General features: G+C 70.0%; 13 protein-coding genes. All 13 read right to left on the bottom strand.

The genetic code is table 11. From position 1 onward, the window contains the following. Positions 1-16 precede the first annotated feature (16 nt). A complete protein-coding gene (ligA, locus tag LG334_RS15500) occupies positions 17-2,137 on the bottom strand; it encodes an NAD-dependent DNA ligase LigA (RefSeq protein ID WP_404379393.1) in 2,121 nt (706 codons plus the stop codon). Then, positions 2,137-3,813 (bottom strand): DNA repair protein RecN, encoded by a 1,677-nt coding sequence (gene recN / locus LG334_RS15495; RefSeq protein WP_404379391.1) that lies wholly within the window; start codon positions 3,811-3,813, stop codon positions 2,137-2,139. Before recN ends, ligA begins: the two co-directional genes overlap by 1 nt. Positions 3,814-3,832: 19 nt before the next feature. After that, positions 3,833-4,666, bottom strand: a complete 834-nt coding sequence (locus LG334_RS15490) for an outer membrane protein assembly factor BamD (RefSeq protein WP_404379390.1) — start codon at positions 4,664-4,666, stop codon at positions 3,833-3,835. A 171-nt stretch (positions 4,667-4,837) separates the two neighbouring features. Further along, entirely contained in the window at positions 4,838-5,815 is a 978-nt protein-coding gene (gene lpxC, locus LG334_RS15485) for a UDP-3-O-acyl-N-acetylglucosamine deacetylase (protein ID WP_404379388.1), read from the bottom strand. 420 nt (positions 5,816-6,235) lie between these two features. Beyond that, positions 6,236-8,110 carry a cell division protein FtsZ gene (ftsZ, locus tag LG334_RS15480; RefSeq protein WP_404379386.1) on the bottom strand — a complete coding sequence of 625 codons (1,875 nt, stop codon included), beginning with the start codon at positions 8,108-8,110 and terminating at the stop codon, positions 6,236-6,238. Positions 8,111-8,700: 590 nt separating this feature from the next. Further along, positions 8,701-10,014 (bottom strand): cell division protein FtsA, encoded by a 1,314-nt coding sequence (gene ftsA / locus LG334_RS15475; RefSeq protein ID WP_404379384.1) that lies wholly within the window; start codon positions 10,012-10,014, stop codon positions 8,701-8,703. Positions 10,015-10,065: 51 nt separating this feature from the next. After that, positions 10,066-11,007, bottom strand: coding sequence for a cell division protein FtsQ/DivIB (locus tag LG334_RS15470; protein WP_404379382.1), 942 nt, complete (start codon positions 11,005-11,007; stop codon positions 10,066-10,068). Beyond that, positions 10,995-11,921: a D-alanine--D-alanine ligase gene (locus tag LG334_RS15465; protein WP_404379380.1), complete on the bottom strand. Its 927-nt coding sequence runs from the start codon at positions 11,919-11,921 to the stop codon at positions 10,995-10,997. The genes LG334_RS15470 and LG334_RS15465 overlap by 13 nt, the downstream gene beginning before the upstream one ends. Further along, entirely contained in the window at positions 11,918-12,922 is a 1,005-nt protein-coding gene (gene murB / locus LG334_RS15460; RefSeq protein ID WP_404379378.1) for a UDP-N-acetylmuramate dehydrogenase, read from the bottom strand. Before murB ends, LG334_RS15465 begins: the two co-directional genes overlap by 4 nt. Next, positions 12,919-14,346, bottom strand: coding sequence for a UDP-N-acetylmuramate--L-alanine ligase (gene murC, locus LG334_RS15455; RefSeq protein WP_404379376.1), 1,428 nt, complete (start codon positions 14,344-14,346; stop codon positions 12,919-12,921). Before murC ends, murB begins: the two co-directional genes overlap by 4 nt. Further along, complete coding sequence (gene murG / locus LG334_RS15450) at positions 14,343-15,500, bottom strand: undecaprenyldiphospho-muramoylpentapeptide beta-N-acetylglucosaminyltransferase (RefSeq protein ID WP_404379374.1); 1,158 nt, start codon at positions 15,498-15,500, stop codon at positions 14,343-14,345. The genes murC and murG overlap by 4 nt, the downstream gene beginning before the upstream one ends. Then, positions 15,500-16,630 (bottom strand): putative lipid II flippase FtsW, encoded by a 1,131-nt coding sequence (gene ftsW / locus LG334_RS15445; protein ID WP_404379372.1) that lies wholly within the window; start codon positions 16,628-16,630, stop codon positions 15,500-15,502. The genes murG and ftsW overlap by 1 nt, the downstream gene beginning before the upstream one ends. Beyond that, complete coding sequence (gene murD, locus LG334_RS15440; RefSeq protein ID WP_404386394.1) at positions 16,627-18,036, bottom strand: UDP-N-acetylmuramoyl-L-alanine--D-glutamate ligase; 1,410 nt, start codon at positions 18,034-18,036, stop codon at positions 16,627-16,629. Before murD ends, ftsW begins: the two co-directional genes overlap by 4 nt. Positions 18,037-18,133 lie beyond the last annotated feature (97 nt).

Below are 18,133 nucleotides of genomic sequence, written 5' to 3'. Positions count from 1 at the left end.
TCCTCGGACGGCGCGGTCAGCCCCCAATATGCGCCAGGTACTCCTCTTCCGTCATGGTCTCCACGCCCAGGTCCTGCGCCTGCTTCAGCTTGGAACCCGCGCCGGGGCCGGCGACGACAAGGTCGGTCTTCCTGGAGACGGAACCGGCCACCTTGGCCCCCAGCGCCTGGGCACGGGCCTTGGCCTCGCCGCGGCTCATGGTTTCCAGCGTGCCGGTGAAGACCACCGTCTTCCCGGCGATGGGGCTGTCGGTGGCAACCCGGCCCTCGAAGGGCTGGACCTCGACACCCACCGCCAGAAGATCGTCCAGGACCTTCTGGTTGTGCTCCTCGGTGAAGAAGCCGGTGATGTCGTCGGCCATGCTCTCGCCGATGCCCTCGATGTTCACCAGGTCCTTGTGCGCGTCGGACTCCTTGTCCGCGGCCGTGATCATGGCCTGACGCAGGGCGTCCAGCGTGTGGTAGCTCTGGGCCAGAAGCCGCGCGGTGGCCTGGCCCACCTGACGGATGCCCAGCGCATAGATGAAGCGGTCCAGCCCGATCCGCTTGCGCTCATCGATCGCGGCGAACAGCTTTTGGGCCGATTTCTCGCCGAAGCCGGGCAGGCTGGAGATGCGCTTCTGGCCGGGCTGCTCCAACTCATGCAGCTTGAATATATCCGCCGGGGCACGGATGAACTCCTTCTCGAAGAACAGTTCGATGTTCTTCGCCCCCATGCCCTCGATGTCGAATGCATCCCTGTTGACGAAGTGCTTCAGCCGCTCCTTCGCCTGGGCGGCACAGATCAGGCCTCCGGTGCAGCGGCGTGCCACTTCGCCTTCCTCGCGGATCGCCTGGCTGCCGCAGACCGGGCAGTGGTCGGGGAAGACGTAGGGCTCCGGCCCCCGTTCGGTGCCCTCCACCACGCCCAGCACCTGGGGGATGACGTCGCCGGCGCGCTGGATGCGCACCGTGTCGCCGACGCGCACGTCCTTGCGCGCGATTTCGTCCTCGTTGTGCAGCGTGGCGCGGCTGACCACCACGCCGCCGACAGTCACCGGCGTCAGGTGGGCGACCGGCGTCAGCGCGCCGGTGCGGCCGACCTGGATCTCGATGGCCTCCAGCACCGTCTGGGCCTGTTCAGCCGGGAACTTGTGCGCCACGGCCCAGCGCGGGCTGCGGCTGACGAAGCCCAGGCGCTTCTGCCAGTCGATGCGGTTGACCTTGTAGACGATGCCGTCGATGTCGTAGGGCAACGTCGGCCTTTTCTCGAAGATATCTTGATAAAGTGTCATCAAGTCATCGACGTTTCGGCACAACCGGGCCTCGGGGTTGGTCGGCAGCCCCCAGGCATGAAGCTGCTCCAGATAGCCCCAATGGGTGTCGGCTTCGTACCCCACGACCTCGCCCCAGCTGTAGGCGAACAGCGCCAGCGGCCGCGACGCGGTGACCTTCGGGTCGAGCTGACGAAGCGAGCCGGCGGCGGCGTTGCGCGGGTTGGCGAAGACCTTGGCGCCGGCCGCCTCCTGCCGCTCGTTCAGCGCAAAGAAGGCGTCGCGGCTCATGTAGACCTCGCCGCGCACCTCCAGCACCTCGGGCGCGTCGCCTTTCAGGCGGTCGGGCAGGTCGGCGATGGTGCGCATGTTGGCGGTGATGTCCTCGCCCTCCTGCCCGTCGCCGCGCGTCGCGGCCTGGACGAAGACGCCGTTCTCGTAGCGCGCGTTGAAGGACAGGCCGTCGATCTTGGGCTCGGCGACGATCTCCAGTTCCGCGTCGTCGTGCAGCTTCAGGAAGCGGCGGATGCCGGCCAGGAAGTCGCGCAGTTCCTCTTCCGAGAACACGTTGTCGAGCGACAGCATTGGCACGCGGTGGCGCACCTTGGAGAACCCGGCCGCCGGCGCCGCACCCACCCGCTGCGCGGGGCTGTCGGCCCGCACCAATGCCGGAAAGCGCGCCTCGATCGCCGCGTTGCGGGCCTTCAGCGCATCGTATTCGGCGTCTGAGACCTTGGGCGCGTCCTCGGTGTGGTACAGCCGGTCGTGTTCGGCCAGTTCGGCGGCGAGGGCTGCCAGTTCGGTCTCCGCCTCCTCGCGCGTCAGATCGTGGACGGGCTTGGTGCGCAGGGCGGGATCGGAGGACGTGTCGGTCTCGGTCGGCATCAGGCAGTCGTCGTGGCGGTGAGAAGGCTGTCGGCGGCGGCGCGGGCTTCTTCCGTCACGCGCTCGCCGGCCAGCATGCGCGCGACTTCCTCGCGGCGCTCGGGCGGGTCGAGCCGGGTGACGGTGGTGGAGACGCGGCCCTTGGTCTCGAACTTGGCGACGCGGAAATGATGTTGGCCGCGCGCGGCCACCTGCGGGCTGTGCGTGACGACCAGCACCTGAAGCTCGGCCGCCAGGCGCTCCAGTCGCTCGCCCACGGCGGCGGCGGTGGCGCCGCCGATGCCGGCGTCGACCTCGTCGAAGATGAGTGTCGGCACGGGCCCGATGGCGGCCAGGATCACCTTCAGCGCCAGGGTGAAGCGCGACAGTTCGCCGCCCGAGGCGATCTTGCTGAGCGGCCCCGGCGGCGCGCCGGGGTTGGTGGCGACCAGGAAGGCGACGCGGTCCAGCCCGTCCGACGACCAGTCCTCTTCCGGCCGTTCCTCGACCCGCGTCACGAAGGTCGCCTTGTCCAGCTTCAGCGGCGCCAGCTCCGCCTTGACCTTGCGGTCCAGCGTGCCGGCGGCGGCGGCGCGGCCCTTGGACAGCGCGCGGGCGGCCTCCACATAGGCCTGGCGGGCGGCCTGTTCCTCGCGCAGCAGGCGGGTGATGTCGGACCCGCCGCCCTCCAGCGCCGCCAGCCGCTTCTCGAACCGCTCCGCCACAGCGGGCAGGTCGTCGGGCTCGCACGAATGCTTGCGGGCGAGCGCGCGCATGTCGAACAGGCGTTCCTCCACCTGTTCCAGATGGCGCGGGTCCAGGTCGATCTCGCCCACCGCGCGCTCAAGCTGGTTGAGGGCTTCCGACGCCTCGATGGCGGCGCGGTCGAGCGCGTCCAGGATGGGCTGCACCGTGCCCTCGGCCTTGTCCAGCACCCGTTGCAGGGCGCGCTGGGCGTGGCGGAAGGCGGCTTCCACGTCGCACTCCTGCGACACGGCATTTAGGGCGCCGTTCAGGCTTTCGGCGATCTGCTCCCCGTGCATGAGCTGGCCGCGCCTTTCCGCAAGCTCCGCTTCCTCGCCGGGCTTGGGGTTGAGCGCGCGCAACTCCTCCACTGAATGGCGCAGGGCCGCTTCCTCTTCGCGGTCCTTGGCGAGATCGGCCTCGGCCTGGGCCCGCTCGGCGGCCTTGGCGCGCCAGTCGGTCCAGGCGCGTTTGACGGCGCGCGCCTGCTTTTCCAGACCGCCGTAGGCATCCAGGATGCCCAGATGCGTGGCGGGATTCAGCAGGCCGTGGGTGTCGAACTGGCCGTGGATTTCCACCAGCGTGTCGCCCAGCTTGCGCAGCAGGCCGACGGAGACCGGCTGGTCGTCGGCGAACGCGCGCGAGCGGCCGTCCCTGGTGACGACGCGGCGCACCGTCAGCACGTCCTCGCCCGCGTCCAGGCCCTGTTCGCCAAGGATGTCGCGGGCCGGGTGGCCGGACGGCAGGTCGAAGACGGCCGTCACCACGGCCTGGTCGCAGCCGTGGCGCACAAGCCCGCTGTCGGCGCGGTCGCCCAGCGCAAGCCCCAGGCTGTCCAGCAGGATGGACTTGCCGGCACCGGTCTCGCCGGTGAGGACGCTCAAGCCTCCCTCGAAGTGGAGGTCCAGGCGGTCGATCAGGACGACGTCTCGGATCGACAGGCTGACAAGCATGGAGGCGCCGCCGTTCCTGTTACCAGATCTTCGGAAGCTCGGGTATCCAGCCGTCCTGCGCCGTGTCGGTCACGGGCTCGCCGCCCTGGGCGACGGCATAGGCGTCCTGGTACCACTCGCTGCCGGGGTAGTTGTGGCCGAGCACCGCGGCGGCCTTCCGTGCTTCCGCGTCCATGCCGAGCAGGGTATAGGCCTCCACCAGGCGGTACAGCGCCTCGGGGACGTGCGTTGTGGTCTGGTAGTTCTCGACCACCTCGCGGAACCGGTTCACGGCCGCCAGGTACTGCTTCTGCCGCAGGTAGTAGCGGCCGACATGCATTTCCTTGCCCGCCATGTGGTCCACGGTCAGGTCGAGCTTCAGCTTGGCATCGCGGGCATAACGGGTGTCGGGAAAGCGGTTGATGACGTCCTGCAGCGCCCTGGCGGCCAACTGCGTCATCTTCTGGTCACGCCCCACCGAACTGATCTGCTCGTAATAGCTCAGCGCCTTCAGGTAGTAGGCGTAGGGCACGTCCTCGTTGCCGGGGTGCAGCTGGATGAAGCGGTCGAGCGCGATGATGGCGTCGTCGTAGGCCTCGTCCTCATAATACGAATAGGCCGACATGAGCTGGGCGCGCGTCGCCCACGACGAATAGGGATGCTGGCGCTCCACCTCGTCGAAGGCCTGGGCGGCCTGCTTGAAGTTGCCCGAGTCCAGGCTGTTCATGGCCTCGTTGTACAACTCCTCCACCGGCCGCTCCACATAGGGCTCCGGTCCATCGTTGGAGGAGCAGGCGGCCAGCGCGGCGGCGAGCGCCGCGGCCAGGGCGGTACGGCGCAGGACGGCGGAGGCGGAGGGGAGAAACGCGGTCATCTCGGCTCGTGAATGTTCGCAGGCTGTTCGACGGCTGGCGCACTATACAGCACCGGCGGCGGCAGTGTCAGCAGTTAGTGTCCGGCAGGCTCGGCCGCAAAGAAAAACGCCGCCGCGACGGGCGCGGCGACGTTGGGGAAGCGGAAGAGGTGCCGATTGCGGGCGCGCGTCTCAGGCGCTCAGGCGCTGCTCGGCAGCGGCGGCGGTGCTGCCGGCCGGGGCGTGCATGGCGGGGCGCAGGGGCTCCAGCGTCCAGGCCTCGGGGTCGTTCAGCAGGGCGCGCAGCAGGACGTTGTTGTGCGCGTGGCTGGAGCGCACGCCGTGATAGTGACCGACGATCGGATGCCCGGCCAGCGCCAGGTCGCCGACGGCGTCCAGGATCTTGTGGCGCACGAATTCCGTGTCGAAACGCAGGCCGTCCTCGTTGAGGATCTGGTCGCCGTTGACCACCACCGCGTTGTCCAGCGACCCGCCGAGGCCGAGGCCGGCTTCGCGCATCTTGGGAATGTCTTCCAGCATGCCGAAGGTGCGGGCGCGTGCGATCTCGGCCTTGAAGGTGGCCGGCGTCAGCAGGAAGGCCTCGCGCTGGCGGCCGATGGCCTTGGCGGCGAAATCGATCTCGAAGTCCAGCGTCAGCCCCTCATGGGCCGGCGTGAAGGAGGCCGTGGTCTGGCCGTTGCTGCGGCTGACCGGCTTGAGCACGCGGATCGCCTTGCGCGGTGCGGCCTGGGCCAGGACACCGGCGCATTCGATCAGGAATACGAAGGGGGCGGAGGAACCGTCCATGACGGGCACTTCCGGACCGTTCAGTTCCACCACCACGTTGTCGATGCCCATGCCGGCCAGGGCGGCCATCAGGTGCTCGATGGTGGCGACGGTAACGCCGTCGGCATTGGCGATGACCGTGCACAGGCGGCTGTCGGCGACATGATCCCAGCGCGCCGGAATCTCGGCGCCGCGGCCGGCGATGTCGGTGCGGCGGAACACGATGCCCGTGTCGGGCTCGGCCGGGCGCAGGGTCATGGTCACCTTGGCGCCCGTGTGCAGGGCGACGCCGGTGCAGGAAATGGACGTCTTGAGGGTGCGCTGGGGCACGTAGGCGGCGGTGGCGCCAGCCTTGAAGTCGGCCTGGGATTTTTCGACGAACATTTCTACTTCCTCTTCCGCGATCGCCCCCTTTTTGTCGGGCCGTGGCGTCCACTCTTTGTCGGGGACTGCCGACGCCCCTGGGGGCTTCTGCTCGCTCTCTCGCGATGGTGCGTTTGTACCCCGCACCTGCCCAGCTCTCAAATCAATGTTTGTTGCAGAATGTTACCGGCGTTTCAGGCCCGTCAGCGACCGCGGGAGGGGTGCCTGCCGCATGGTCCCCGGCCCTTGATCGAAGGGCGGAGGATGGCAGTCGGAGGGGGCCGGGAACGGGCCGAGGCCGCGCTGCGGTTGAAAAACAAAAAGCGGCCTTCCAGTCTTCGTGGAGGCCGTTCAAGAAAAAAGAACCGGTCCGCCAGAGACGGACCGGTATGAGTTTTTTGTTCAGACGTCCGGCAGAGGCTGCCGGTGCGCTGCGTCAGATCAGTTGGCCTGACGGCGCAGGAAGGCCGGGATCTCCAGTTCGTCATCTTCCTGGGACGAGGTCTGGACCCGGTCATCGGGGTCGACGGCCAGGCGGTATTGGTCGTCACGGGCGCGGCTGCCGTCGGGCTGCTGCGCCGGCTGGTGCTGCTGGTCGCGGGCCGCCGGCTCCTCGCGCTGCGGCTCGGCCCGGCGGGCCTGGGGCGCGCTGGTGCGAACCTCGGGTTCCTGGGCCTGCGGCGCGGTGTGGCGCCGGGCCAGACCGGTCATGCGGGCGAGCAGGCCGCCGGCCAGGCCGCGGGGCTCCTCCGACTGGCTGGACCCGCCGCCGGTGGCGGGGCGCTGCGGGCTGGCCAGCGGCTGCGGACGCGGCGCCGGTGAGACGGCGCGCGGGGCGGCCGGCTGCTGGGGCTGCGGACGCTGCTGCGGCGCCGGTGCGGCCTCGCGGGCCTGCGGCTGGGCCTGATAGGCGCGGCTTTCGGGCGCCGGCTCGGACGGACGGCCGGCGTCGTGGCCGGCGTTCGGGCTGACCGGTGGACGCGGGATGAAGCTTTCGCGCGGCTGCGGGAAGCGCGGCTGGGCGAAGCCGGTCGGTGCCGGCGCGCCGTCGGTGCCGGTGGCGCGATGCTCCTGCTGGTGCTCGGCGCGGGCCTCCGCCGGCTGCGGCTGCTCGGCCGGGGCGGCCTCGCGCTCGCGGCCGACGTCCAGGGCCTCGGCGGCGCGCTGCAGGCGGGCCGTCATGGGCTCGGCGTCTTCCTCGGTGGCGGCCGGCTGGTGGCGCTGCGGCTGGGCCGGCTTTTCCGAGGCGGCCGAGGGGCTGCTGACGCTCAGCGGGGCGGGGCGCGGCGCACCCATGCCGCCGGCGCTCATGCCGGTGCTGCGCGGATGGGCCATGACGGCCTCGGCGGCGATGCCGGTGGCGACAACGGAGACGCGCATCTTGCCTTCCATGCCTTCGTCGAAGCAGGAGCCGAAGATGATGTGCGCGTCGGGGCTTTCCACCTCGTCCTTGATGCGGTTCGCCGCCTCGTCGACCTCGAACAGGGTGATGTCGGGGCCGCCGGTGATGTTGATCAGCACGCCGCCGGCACCCTTCATGCAGGTGTCTTCCAGCAGCGGGTTGGCGATGGCGGCCTCGGCGGCCTGGATGGCGCGGCTTTCGCCGTCGGCCTCGCCGGTGCCCATCATGGCGCGGCCCATGCCCGACATGACGGTGCGGACGTCGGCGAAGTCCAGGTTGATGAGACCCGGCATCACCATCAGGTCGGTGACCGAGCGCACGCCCGAGTTCAGCACATCGTCGGCCATCTTGAAGGCGTCGGCGAAGGTCGTGCGCTCGTTGGCGACGCGGAACAGGTTCTGGTTGGGGATGATGATGAGCGTGTCGACGTACTGCGCCAGTTCCTCGATCCCCTGTTCGGCCAGGCGCATGCGGTGCACGCCCTCGAACTGGAAGGGCTTGGTCACCACGCCGACGGTCAGGATGCCCATGTCGCGCGCGATGCGGCTGATGACCGGCGCCGCGCCGGTGCCCGTGCCACCGCCCATGCCGGCGGTGATGAACACCATGTTGGAGCCTTCCATCTCCTTGGCGATGGTCTCGTAGGTCTCTTCCGCGGCGGCCATGCCGACGTCGGGGCGGGCGCCGGCGCCCAGGCCCTGCGTCACATCCTGGCCGAGCTGGATGCGTCGATCGGTGCGGGCGTGGGCCAGCGCCTGCGCGTCGGTGTTGGCGACGACGAAGTCGACGCCTTCCAGCCCGCTGGTGATCATGTTGTTGACGGCGTTTCCGCCGGCGCCGCCGACACCCACCACGGTGATGCGGGGCTTCAGCTGCGCTCCGGGCCCATCGGGCGCATGGAAATTGATCGGCATGTTAGCCTCCGTGTGCGTCTGAACATCGGTAGGAATAGCAGGATTTTCTTCTTTGTTCAGCGAAGTTTTTTCCCGAGTCGCAAAATCTTCGGGATGTTCGCTGTCAGTTCCCCTCTCGGCATCCAAATCTGCCCTTTCGAGTGGACTCGAAAGGGAGTCCAGCAGGTTCCGCTCCTGATCTGTCAGGGCGTCGTTTTCTGCTGGACTCTCACGGTTTTCCGGGCGGGGCGCCATGCTTGACGGCGTCACGTCCAGAACATCGTCCGCAAGACCCAATTCCTGATTCTTATCAGCCGGTTCCGCAGGTTGCGAGGACACTTCCGGTTCCGGGATACCACTTTCGGCGGAATCCATTACTTCGGGAGTCTTGTCGGGCGCACCGTCGGACTCTTCGGCGGGTGCGCCGTAGAGCAGCACGTGCAGGGCCTCGGCCTCGGCCACGGTGGCCGACAGCGCCCGCACCTCGCGCGCCGCCGCGTCACCGGATGCGTCCGCCGGTTCGGCCCGCTTCTCCCACACGATCGGGAGTCCGTCCGGGCCGATCACGCGGCCGTGCTCGTCCATCATTCGCCAGTCGCTGTGTCCAGACATCAGAAGTTCTCCCGAAACCACTGTGTGATGCGGCCAAGGCCGGTGGCCGTTTCGGCCTTGCCCTTGCTGCCCTTGGTCTTGCTCTTGCCTTTCCCTTTGCCCTTGCCCGAGGCCGCGCGGTCGTCGTCGGCGTCCCTTTGGTCGGGCGTCTCCACGTGGTCCTGCGCGGCATAGCGCACGAGGCCCGCGACCGTGGAGAAGGCCGGGCCGGAGACGCTCTCCGGCAGGCCCTTGATGCGCAGCGGCCGGCCGAGCCGGACCTGCTTTTCCAGGATGCTTTCCGCCAGATCCCGCAGGCCGGCGATCTGGCTCGCGCCGCCGGTGATGACGCAGCGCGGCCCCACCTGATGCAGCAGCCCGGCGGCGTCCAGGTGGCGGCGCACCAGTTCCAGCGTCTCTTCCACGCGCGGGCGAATGATGTGGACCAGCTGGCTGCGCGGCACCTCGTTGGGGGTGGTGTCGTCTTCCTCGCCCACCAGCGGCACCTTCAGAAGATCGCGGTCGTCGGCGGGCGTCGAGATGACGCTGCCATAGACCGTCTTCAGCCGTTCCGCGTTGGAGACCGGCGTGGACAGTACCTTGGCGATGTCGTTGGTGACATGGTTGCCGCCCACCGGCACGCTGCCGACGTGCAGGATGTGGCCGTCCTGGAAGACCGACACGGTGGTCGTGCCGCCGCCCATGTCGATGACGGTGACGCCCATCTCCTTTTCGTCGTCCACCGCGCAGGCGAGGCCGGAGGCGTAAGGACTGACAACGCGCGCCTCGATCTCCAGGTGGCTGCGTTCCACCACCGTCGCCAGGTTGCGCGAGGCGCCGATGGCGGCGGAAATCAGGTGGATGGTCACGCCCAGGCGGTCGCCGTACATGCCGCGCGGGTCGACGATGCCCGGCGTGCCGTCGATGGTGTAGCCGACGGGGACGCAGTGGATCAGCTCGCGCTCCTCGCCGATCTCGTGGTGCTGGCCGGCTTCCAGGATGCGGCGCACGTCCTTGTCGCGGATTTCGTGGCCGGCGACGGAAACATCGACCTCCACCTGTTCCGAGCGGGGGCTGCCGCCGGTGACGTTGACCAGCACGCGCTGCACGCGCTGGTTGGCCATCTGCTCGGCGGCGTCGACGGCGGCGCGGATGGAGGCTTCCAGTTCCTCCATGTTGGCGACCTGGCCGGCGCGCATCCCGCGGGAGCGATGATGCCCGACGCCGAGCACACGCAGGGCGCCATCATCGTCCGCGTGGGCGATGAAGCAGGCGACCTTCGTGGTCCCGACATCGAGGGCAGCGATCAGCCCGGTGCGCTTGGCCTTGGACACCTTCGTCTTATCCCTTGTGAGTCAATCGGTTGGCTGTGATGGCGGTCATGCTCAGGCCTCCGTTCCGGCGTCGGGCGCCAACGGCAGCGAGCGGTCCAGGTCCGGGCCGCCCTTCATGGCGTCGCCGGGCGGGATGCCGTCGCCGTTCAGCCGCACGATCATGCGGTCGGTCATGCGCAGGTCGATGGCCGCCAGGTCGTTGCGCAGGATGCCGTGCTCGCGCTCGATGCGGGCGAGGCGGTTCCAGGCGGCTTGTGCGCCGTGTTCGGGCAGCTTGACGGTGATGCCGGCCTCGAAGTCGTCCAGCAGCAGGTTCCAGCGGCGGTCGCCAAGCCGGGTGGCGGCCTTCACGCGGGTCGCCATGGCGGGTTCGGTGTTGAGCAGGCGGAACAGGTCGGCGGCCGCTTCCGGCGCGCCCTGGCCGACGATCACCGGCAGGTGGCCCCAGCGCGAGACGTCGTCGATGGCGATCGGCGTGCCGGTGCCGTCGGTCAGCACGAAGTCGCCGGGCGCGCGCTGCCAGAGCGCGATGGGGTGGCGCTCGGTGATGTCCACATGCAGCGTTCCGGGCAGGCGGCGGGAGACCACGGCTTCCTTGACCCAAGGGAGGCTTTCAACGGCCTCGCGCGCCGCCTGCATGTCGAGGGCGAGGATGGGATCGCCCCGTGTCACGTTCAGCGCCCGCAGGATGGCGGCCGAGGAGGTGCGGTTGCGGCCCTCCACGGTCAGGATCTGCACCGCCAGACCGGCCTTGGCCGAGGCGCTGACGACGCCGCTGGAGGCGTGCGCGAGCTTCTGGTCCAGCACGCCCGATCCGACGGCCCAGGCGCCGCTGCCCGACAGCGCCACCAGCCCGACGGCCAGCGCGGCGAGCTTCGGGTCCGGCATGCGGCGGCGCAGGGGCGCGCGGCGGCGGGCGGCCTTGGCCCGGGAGGCGCCGCCGGTCAGGCCGGGGAAGGGCGGGAAGGGAATGGCGAGGCTCAGGAGTCGCATCGTGCCGTCTCCACCATCCAGTGACACAACTCGGGGAAGGAAATGCCGGCGTGGGCCGCCTGCTCGGGCACGAGCGAGGTGCCGGTCATGCCGGGCTGGGTGTTCACTTCCAGGATGTACAGCGTTTCGCCGTCGTAGCGCAGGTCGGTGCGCGACACGCCGCGGCAGCCCAGCGCCTCGTGCGCCTTGACCGACAGCGCCATGGCCTGTTCCGCCAGCGCGGGCGGAATGTCGGCCGGGCACTGGTGGGTGGAGCCGCCGGCGGCATACTTGGCGTCGTAGTCGTAGAACCCCCGGTCGGTGAAGATTTCCGTCACGCCCAGGGGCTTGTCGCCCATGACGGCCACCGTCAGTTCGCGGCCGGGGATGAAGGCTTCCACCATGACGTTCTCGCCGAACGGCCAGTCCTCTTCCACGAAGGGACGGAAGTTGTCGCCGTCCTGCACAATATGGACACCGACGGAGGACCCTTCGTTCAGCGGCTTGATGACGTAGGGGCGCGGCAGCGGGTCGCCCTCTGCCAGCATCTCTGCGCGGGTGACCACCCGGTCGGCGGCGACGGGGATGCCGGCGCGCTCGAACAAAAGCTTGGCGGTGGGCTTGTCCATGGCGATGGCGCTCGAAAGCCGGCCGGAGTGGCTGTAGGGGATGCCCATGATGTCGAGGATGCCCTGGATGGCGCCGTCCTCGCCGAAGCGGCCGTGCAGGGCGTTCAGCACCACGTCGGGCTTGGTTTCCACCAGGGCCGAGACGAAGGCCGGCACGTCGCGCGGCACGTCGATGGTGGCGACGTTCCGGTAGCCGTAGTCCCTCAGCGCCTTGGCGGCGGCGGCGCCGGAGTTCAGCGACACCTCGCGTTCGGCCGAAAAGCCGCCCATGAGCACGGTGACGCGGCGGGTAAGGGGGCTCGTCATGCGTCGTCTCCCGTCTCGGAGGTATCGGCGGCGGTGATGGCGTCGGGATGGTCGGCGGGCACGCCGACGCGGCGGATCTCCCAGCGCAACTCCACGCCGGAGGTTTCCTTCACCCGGCGGCGGACCTCTTCGCCCAGGGCTTCCAGGTCGGCGGCGGTGGCCGTTCCGGTGTTTATCAGGAAGTTGGTGTGCTTCTCGCTGACCTGCGCGCCGCCGATGGTCAGCCCCCGGCAGCCGGCGGCGTCCACCAGTTTCCAGGCGCTGTGTCCTTCGGGGTTGGCGAAGGTGGAGCCGCCCGTGCGGGTGCGGATGGGCTGGCTGTCCTCGCGCTGGGCGCGGATTTCGTCGAGCCGCGCGGCGATGGCTTGCGGGTCGCCGGGCTCGCCCTTCAGCGTGGCGGCGACGAACACCCAGTCCTCGGGCACGCCGCAGTGGCGGTAGGACAGGTCCATGTCCTCGGGCCGCAGGGTGTGCAGACGGCCGGAGGGGTCGAGCGCCTCGGCGGTGATCAGCACGTCCTTGATCTCGCGGCCGTAGGCGCCGGCGTTCATGCGCAGCGCGCCGCCCATGGTGCCGGGCACGCCGGTCAGGAACTCAAGCCCGGCGATACCGTGGTCGCGGGCGACCTTGGCGACGTTGGCATCCAGCGCCGCGGCGCCGGCGCGGATGAAGCGGCCGTCCTCGGCCTCGATCTCGGCGAAGCCCCGGCCGAGCCGCACGGTGATGCCGGGAATGCCGCCGTCGCGCACCAGAAGGTTCGAGCCCACGCCGATCACCGTCAGCGGCACGTCGGCCGGCTTGGCGGCGAGCACGATTGCCAGATCGTCCACGTCGACGGGGCGGATCATCAGTTCCGCCGGTCCGCCGACGCGGAACCAGGTGATGCGCGCCAGGTCCGCGCCCGCGCTCGCCCGGCCGCGCACGCGCACCAGCGCATCGCCCAGGCGGCGGGCCAGCGGGGTGTCGGGAAGGGCGGCTTTCCGGCGCGGGTCGAGGCTCATTCGGCGGCGCCCTCCGGGCCATACAGCGCGTCAAGCTGCGCGGGCAGGGCATGGGCCCAGTTGGTGATGCTGCCGGCACCCAGGCAGACGACGATGTCGCCCTTGCGCGCCACGCGCTTGACGGTCTCGGCCAGGCGGTCGGGGCCGTCGAGCGGAATGGTGCCCCGGTGGCCGCGCTGGCGCAGGCCGTCCACCAGCGCGTCGCGGTCGGCCCCCTCGACGGGCTGCTCTCCGGCGGCATGGACGTCGGCGACGATCACCGTGTCGGCGTCGTTGAAGCAGGTGCAGAAGTCCTCGAACAGGCTTTTCAGGCGCGAATACCGGTGCGGCTGCATGACGGCGATGACGTTGCCCGTCGTGGCGGCGCGGGCGGCGCGCAGCACGGCGGCTATCTCCACCGGATGGTGGCCGTAGTCGTCGATGACGGTCACGCCGCCGGCCTCGCCGGTCTTGGTGAAGCGGCGCTTGACGCCCGAGAACTGCGCCATGGACTTGCGGATGGCCTCGTCCGTCACGCCCATCTCGACCGCGATGGCGATGGGGGCCAGGCTGTTGACCACGTTGTGCTCGCCGAACATGGGCAGGCGCAGGTCGCCGATGGTGCGCGCGGTGCCCGAGACACGATCCGTCACCACCACGTCGAAGCGTGCGCCGCCGACGCCGATGCGCACGTTCACCGCGCGGATGTCGGCCTGCGGGCTGAAGCCGTAGGTCACCACGCGCCGGTCGGAGACGCGCGGGATCATGGCCTGCACCTCCGGGTGGTCGATGCACAGCACGGCCAGGCCATAGAAGGGGATGTTGGTGATGAAGGTCTGGAAGGCCTCGCGCAGCTTGTCGAAGGACCCGTAGTGGTCCATGTGCTCGGGGTCGATGTTGGTGACGATGGCGATCACCGCCGGCAGCTTGGTGAAGGTGCCGTCGCTCTCGTCGGCCTCCACCACCATCCATTCGCCGTCGCCAAGGCGGGCGTTGGTCTTGTAGGCGTTGATGATGCCGCCGTTGATGACGGTGGGGTCCATGCCCGCGCCGTCCAGCATGTTGGCGACCATGCTGGTCGTCGTGGTCTTGCCGTGGGTGCCGCCGACGGCAATCGCCCACTTCAGGCGCATCAGCTCGGCCAGCATCTCGGCCCGGCGCACCACGGGGATGAGGTTGGCGCGGGCGGCCTGGACCTCCGGATTGTCGCTTTTCACGGCCGAGGAGATCACAACCACCTGCGCGTCGCCCAGGTTTTCCGCCGCGTGGCCCACGTGAACGGTGACGCCCAGGCCGCGCAGGCGCTGGACGTTGGCGTTTTCCGCCATGTCGGAGCCCTGCACGCGGTAGCCCAGGTTCGCCAGGATCTCGGCGATGCCCGACATGCCGATGCCGCCGATGCCGACGAAGTGAATGGGTCCGATGTCGAGCGGCATGGCCCTCATTGGGCGATCTCCTTGGTCACGGTCTTCTCGGTCGTGTCGGTTTCGGCCGCGCCGGCGCCACCGGCGGGCTCGCGCATGGTGGCCTCCACCAGATCGGCCAGGCGGGCGGCGGCGTCGGGCACGCCCACGGCCCGCGCGGCCCCGGCGGCGGCGCGCAGCGTGGCGGGCATCTCGAACAGGTCCGTCAGGCGGGCGGCCAGAAGCTCGACCGTGAAGCGGTCCTGCGGGATCAGCCAGCCGCCCCCCGCGGCGTCCAGCGCCTGGGCGTTGGCGGTCTGGTGGTCGTCGATGGCATGGGGCAGGGGCACCAGGATGGCCGGGCGGCCCACCACCATGGCCTCGGCCACTGTCGAGGCGCCGGCGCGGGCGATCACCAGATGCGCCTCGGCCAGGCGCTGCGGCACGTCGGAGAAGAAATCCGCCAGCGCCACATGATCCAGGTCGGCCCTGTCGTAGGCGGCGCGCACGCGGTCCAGGTCCTCGGGCCGGCACTGCTGCGTGACATCCAGCCGGCGGCGCAGGGGCTCGGGCAAGGCGGCCAGCGCGCCGGGAACCACGTCCGACAGCACCCGCGCGCCCTGGCTGCCGCCCAGCACCAGCACGCGCAGGCGGTCGTCGGGACCGGTGTCGGGGTAGGGGGTGTCGCGCACGTCGACGATGGCCTGGCGCACCGGCATGCCGACACGCTCGTGCGCCACACCCGGCGGCAACCGGCGCACGTCCTCGAAGCTGGTGGCGACGGCGGTGACCTTCTTCGCGAGCATCCGGTTGGCGCGGCCCAGCACGCCGTTCTGCTCGTGAATGATGGTCGGCAGGTGCAGCATGGACGCCGCCGCCATGGCCGGGATGGAGGCATAGCCGCCGAACCCCACCACCACGGCCGGTTTCATGCCGGCGAGGATCTTCCGGGCCTCCCAGGCGCCGCGCAAAATGTCGAACAGGCCCGCCATCTGCCCCAGACGGCCGCGCCCGGCGACCTGGCCGGCGCGGACGCGCACGGTCTTCAACTGGCCCAGCACGCCGCCGTATTCGGCGCCGCGCGCGTCGGTCACCAGCGTCAGGTCGTGGCCGCGCTCCAGCAGGGTCGCGGCCAGGGCCTCGGCGGGGAAGACGTGGCCGCCGGTGCCGCCGGCGGTAAGGACGATCTTGGCCATCAGAACCCTCCCTGTCCGGCAGGACGGCGGCGTGTGAGCGCCAGCAGCATCCCGAAGGCCAGCGCCAGCGCCAGAGTGGACGACCCGCCGTAGGACACGAAGGGCAACGTCATCCCCTTGGTCGGCATCAGGTGCAGGCTGGACGCCATGTTGATGAGCGCCTGCAGCCCGAACTGGCAGACCAGTCCGCCGACGGCCAGCAGGACGAACAGGTTGTCTTCCTGCATGGCGCGCGAAATGCCGCGCAGCACGATGAAGGCGAACAAGGCGACGATCACGAGGCACAGCAGCAGGCCGAATTCCTCGCCGGCGACCGCGAAGATGAAGTCGGTGTGGGCATCGGGCAGCAGTTCCTTCACCCGGCCCTCGCCGGGGCCGCGCCCGAAGAGGCCGCCGTCGCGGAAGGCTTCCATGGCCTTGTCGATCTGGTAGGTGTCGCCGCTTGCCGGGTCGAGGAACCGGTCGACGCGGCTTTTCACGTGGTCGAACAGGAAATACGCTCCCACCGCCGCGCTCAGGCCGGCGGCGGCGAACAGCACCACCAGCACCACGGGAAGGCCCGCCAGGAAGAACTGGGCCGCCCAGACGCTGGACACCACCAGCGTCATGCCGACATCCGGCTGGGCCAGCAGCAGGCCGGCCACCACGGCATACAGGCCGATGCTGATCCACTGGCCGGGGAAGCCTTCATGTTCGCGGGCGGCGGCGAACATCCAGGCCGCCGTGACCGCGAAAAAAGGCTTGATGAACTCCGACGGCTGCACCGACAGCGGGCCCAGATGAATCCAGCGGGCCGCGCCCTTGATCTCGGTGCCGACGACCAGCGTCGCCGCCAGCGCCACCACCGTGCCGGCAAAGCCCAGCACGGCCAGGCGCCGCACCGTGCGCGGGTCCAGCAGCGAGACGAACAGCATGACCGCCAGCGCCATGGGCAGGAACACCGCCTGGCGGCTGACGAAGTGGAAGGGGTCGACGCCGATGCGCCCCGCGGCGGCCGGCCCGGCGGCCATGACCAGGAACACGCCGATGCCGATCAGCGCCACCACGGCGGCCAGCATCAGGCGGTCGACCGTCCACCACCAGCGGCCGAGAATGCTCGTGTCGGTGCGGGAGATGGAGATGGTCGTCATGCCGCACCTCCGCCGGCGGCGGCGCCGCGCGTTTCCATGCGCGCGACCAGGGCGCGGAAGGTGTCGCCCCGGTGCTCGAAGCTCTTGAACTGGTCCCACGAGGCGCAGGCCGGCGACAGCAGCACGACCGGCTCGCGCACCTCGTCGCGGGCGGCGCGCACGGCGGCGGCGGAGACGGCGTCTTCCAGCGTACCGGCCATGGTGACGGGCACGCCCTCGGCCTTCAGCACTTTGGCGAAATCGGCGGCGGCCTCGCCGATGAGGAAGGCGTGGCGGATGCGCTTGAAGTGGGGTTTCAGCGCGTCGATGCCGCCTTCCTTGGCCTGGCCGCCGGCGATCCAGTACACCGCGCCGTAGCAGGTCAGCGCCTTTTCGGCCGCTTCGGCGTTGGTCGCCTTGCTGTCGTTGACGAAGCGCACGCCGTCGATCACCGCCACCGTCTCCTGGCGGTGGGCGAGGCCGGGGAAGGTGCGCATGGCGGCGACGATGGTCTGCGGGTGCACGCCGCGCGCCCGGCAGGCGGCATAAGCCGCGCAGGCGTTCTGCCAGTTGTGGGCGCCGGGCAGGGCGGGAATGGTCCGCAGGTCGCAGACCTCGCGCGGCTCGCCCCGTGCCGTGGCGTCGAACAGCACGCCGTCCAGCGTGAAGATGCCGCCCGGCTCCTCGCCGTCGGCGCGCACGGGGATCACGTCGGCGTTGCAGGCGTTGGCGACGCGGCGCGTCATGGCGCGGCAGTGCTTGTCGTCCTGGCCGATGACGGCGACGGCGGGCTGCCACTGGTTGGCGAAGATCCGCTCCTTGGCCGCGACATAGCCGTCCATGCCGCCGTGGCGGGCCAGGTGGTCGGGCGTGATGTTGAGCAGCAGGGCGACGTCCGGCGACAGCGACGGCGTCAACTCGAGCTGGTAGCTCGACATCTCCAGCACGTAGGTGCCGTGGAAGGGCAGGGGTGCCAGGTCCAGGACCGGCGTGCCCAGGTTGCCGCCCACTTCCACCCGATGGCCGGCGCACTTCAGGATGTGGCCGATCAGGGCCGTCGTGGTGGACTTGCCGTTTGTGCCGGTGATGGCGACGGTGAAGGCGTCGGCGCAGCGGCTCAGCAGAAGCTCGATGTCGCAGACCGGGACGATGCCCTTGGCGTCGAGGATCGCCTTGGCCGGGTGCGGCTTCGGAAAGGTGTGGGGGATGCCGGGGCTCCAGATGCAGGCGACGATGTCGCTCCAGGTCCGGGGCGTCGGCTCGACGCAGGTGAAGCCGGCGGCCTCGGCCTCGGCCCGGCGGTCGGCGGTGTCGTCCCAGCACTTGACGCGGGCGCCGCCCATGGACAGCGCACGCGCCGCCGTCAGCCCGGTCTTGCCGAGGCCGAGGACCGCCACCGTGCGGCCGGCGTAGTGCGGGATCACCATGGTCACCGTTTCAAATCCCCCTGAAGGTCCTGTCCCGGCGCATGCGCGCCCGGTGTTCCTTTTCGATCTCGCCCGCCCGGCGTCCCCCTTTTTTGTG

The sequence above is a fragment of the Caenispirillum salinarum genome (assembly GCF_044803115.1).
GTDB lineage: Bacteria > Pseudomonadota > Alphaproteobacteria > Rhodospirillales > Rhodospirillaceae > Caenispirillum > Caenispirillum salinarum_A.
Note: the sequence above shows the minus strand (reverse complement) of the source record. Positions and strands in the feature narration are given on the sequence as shown.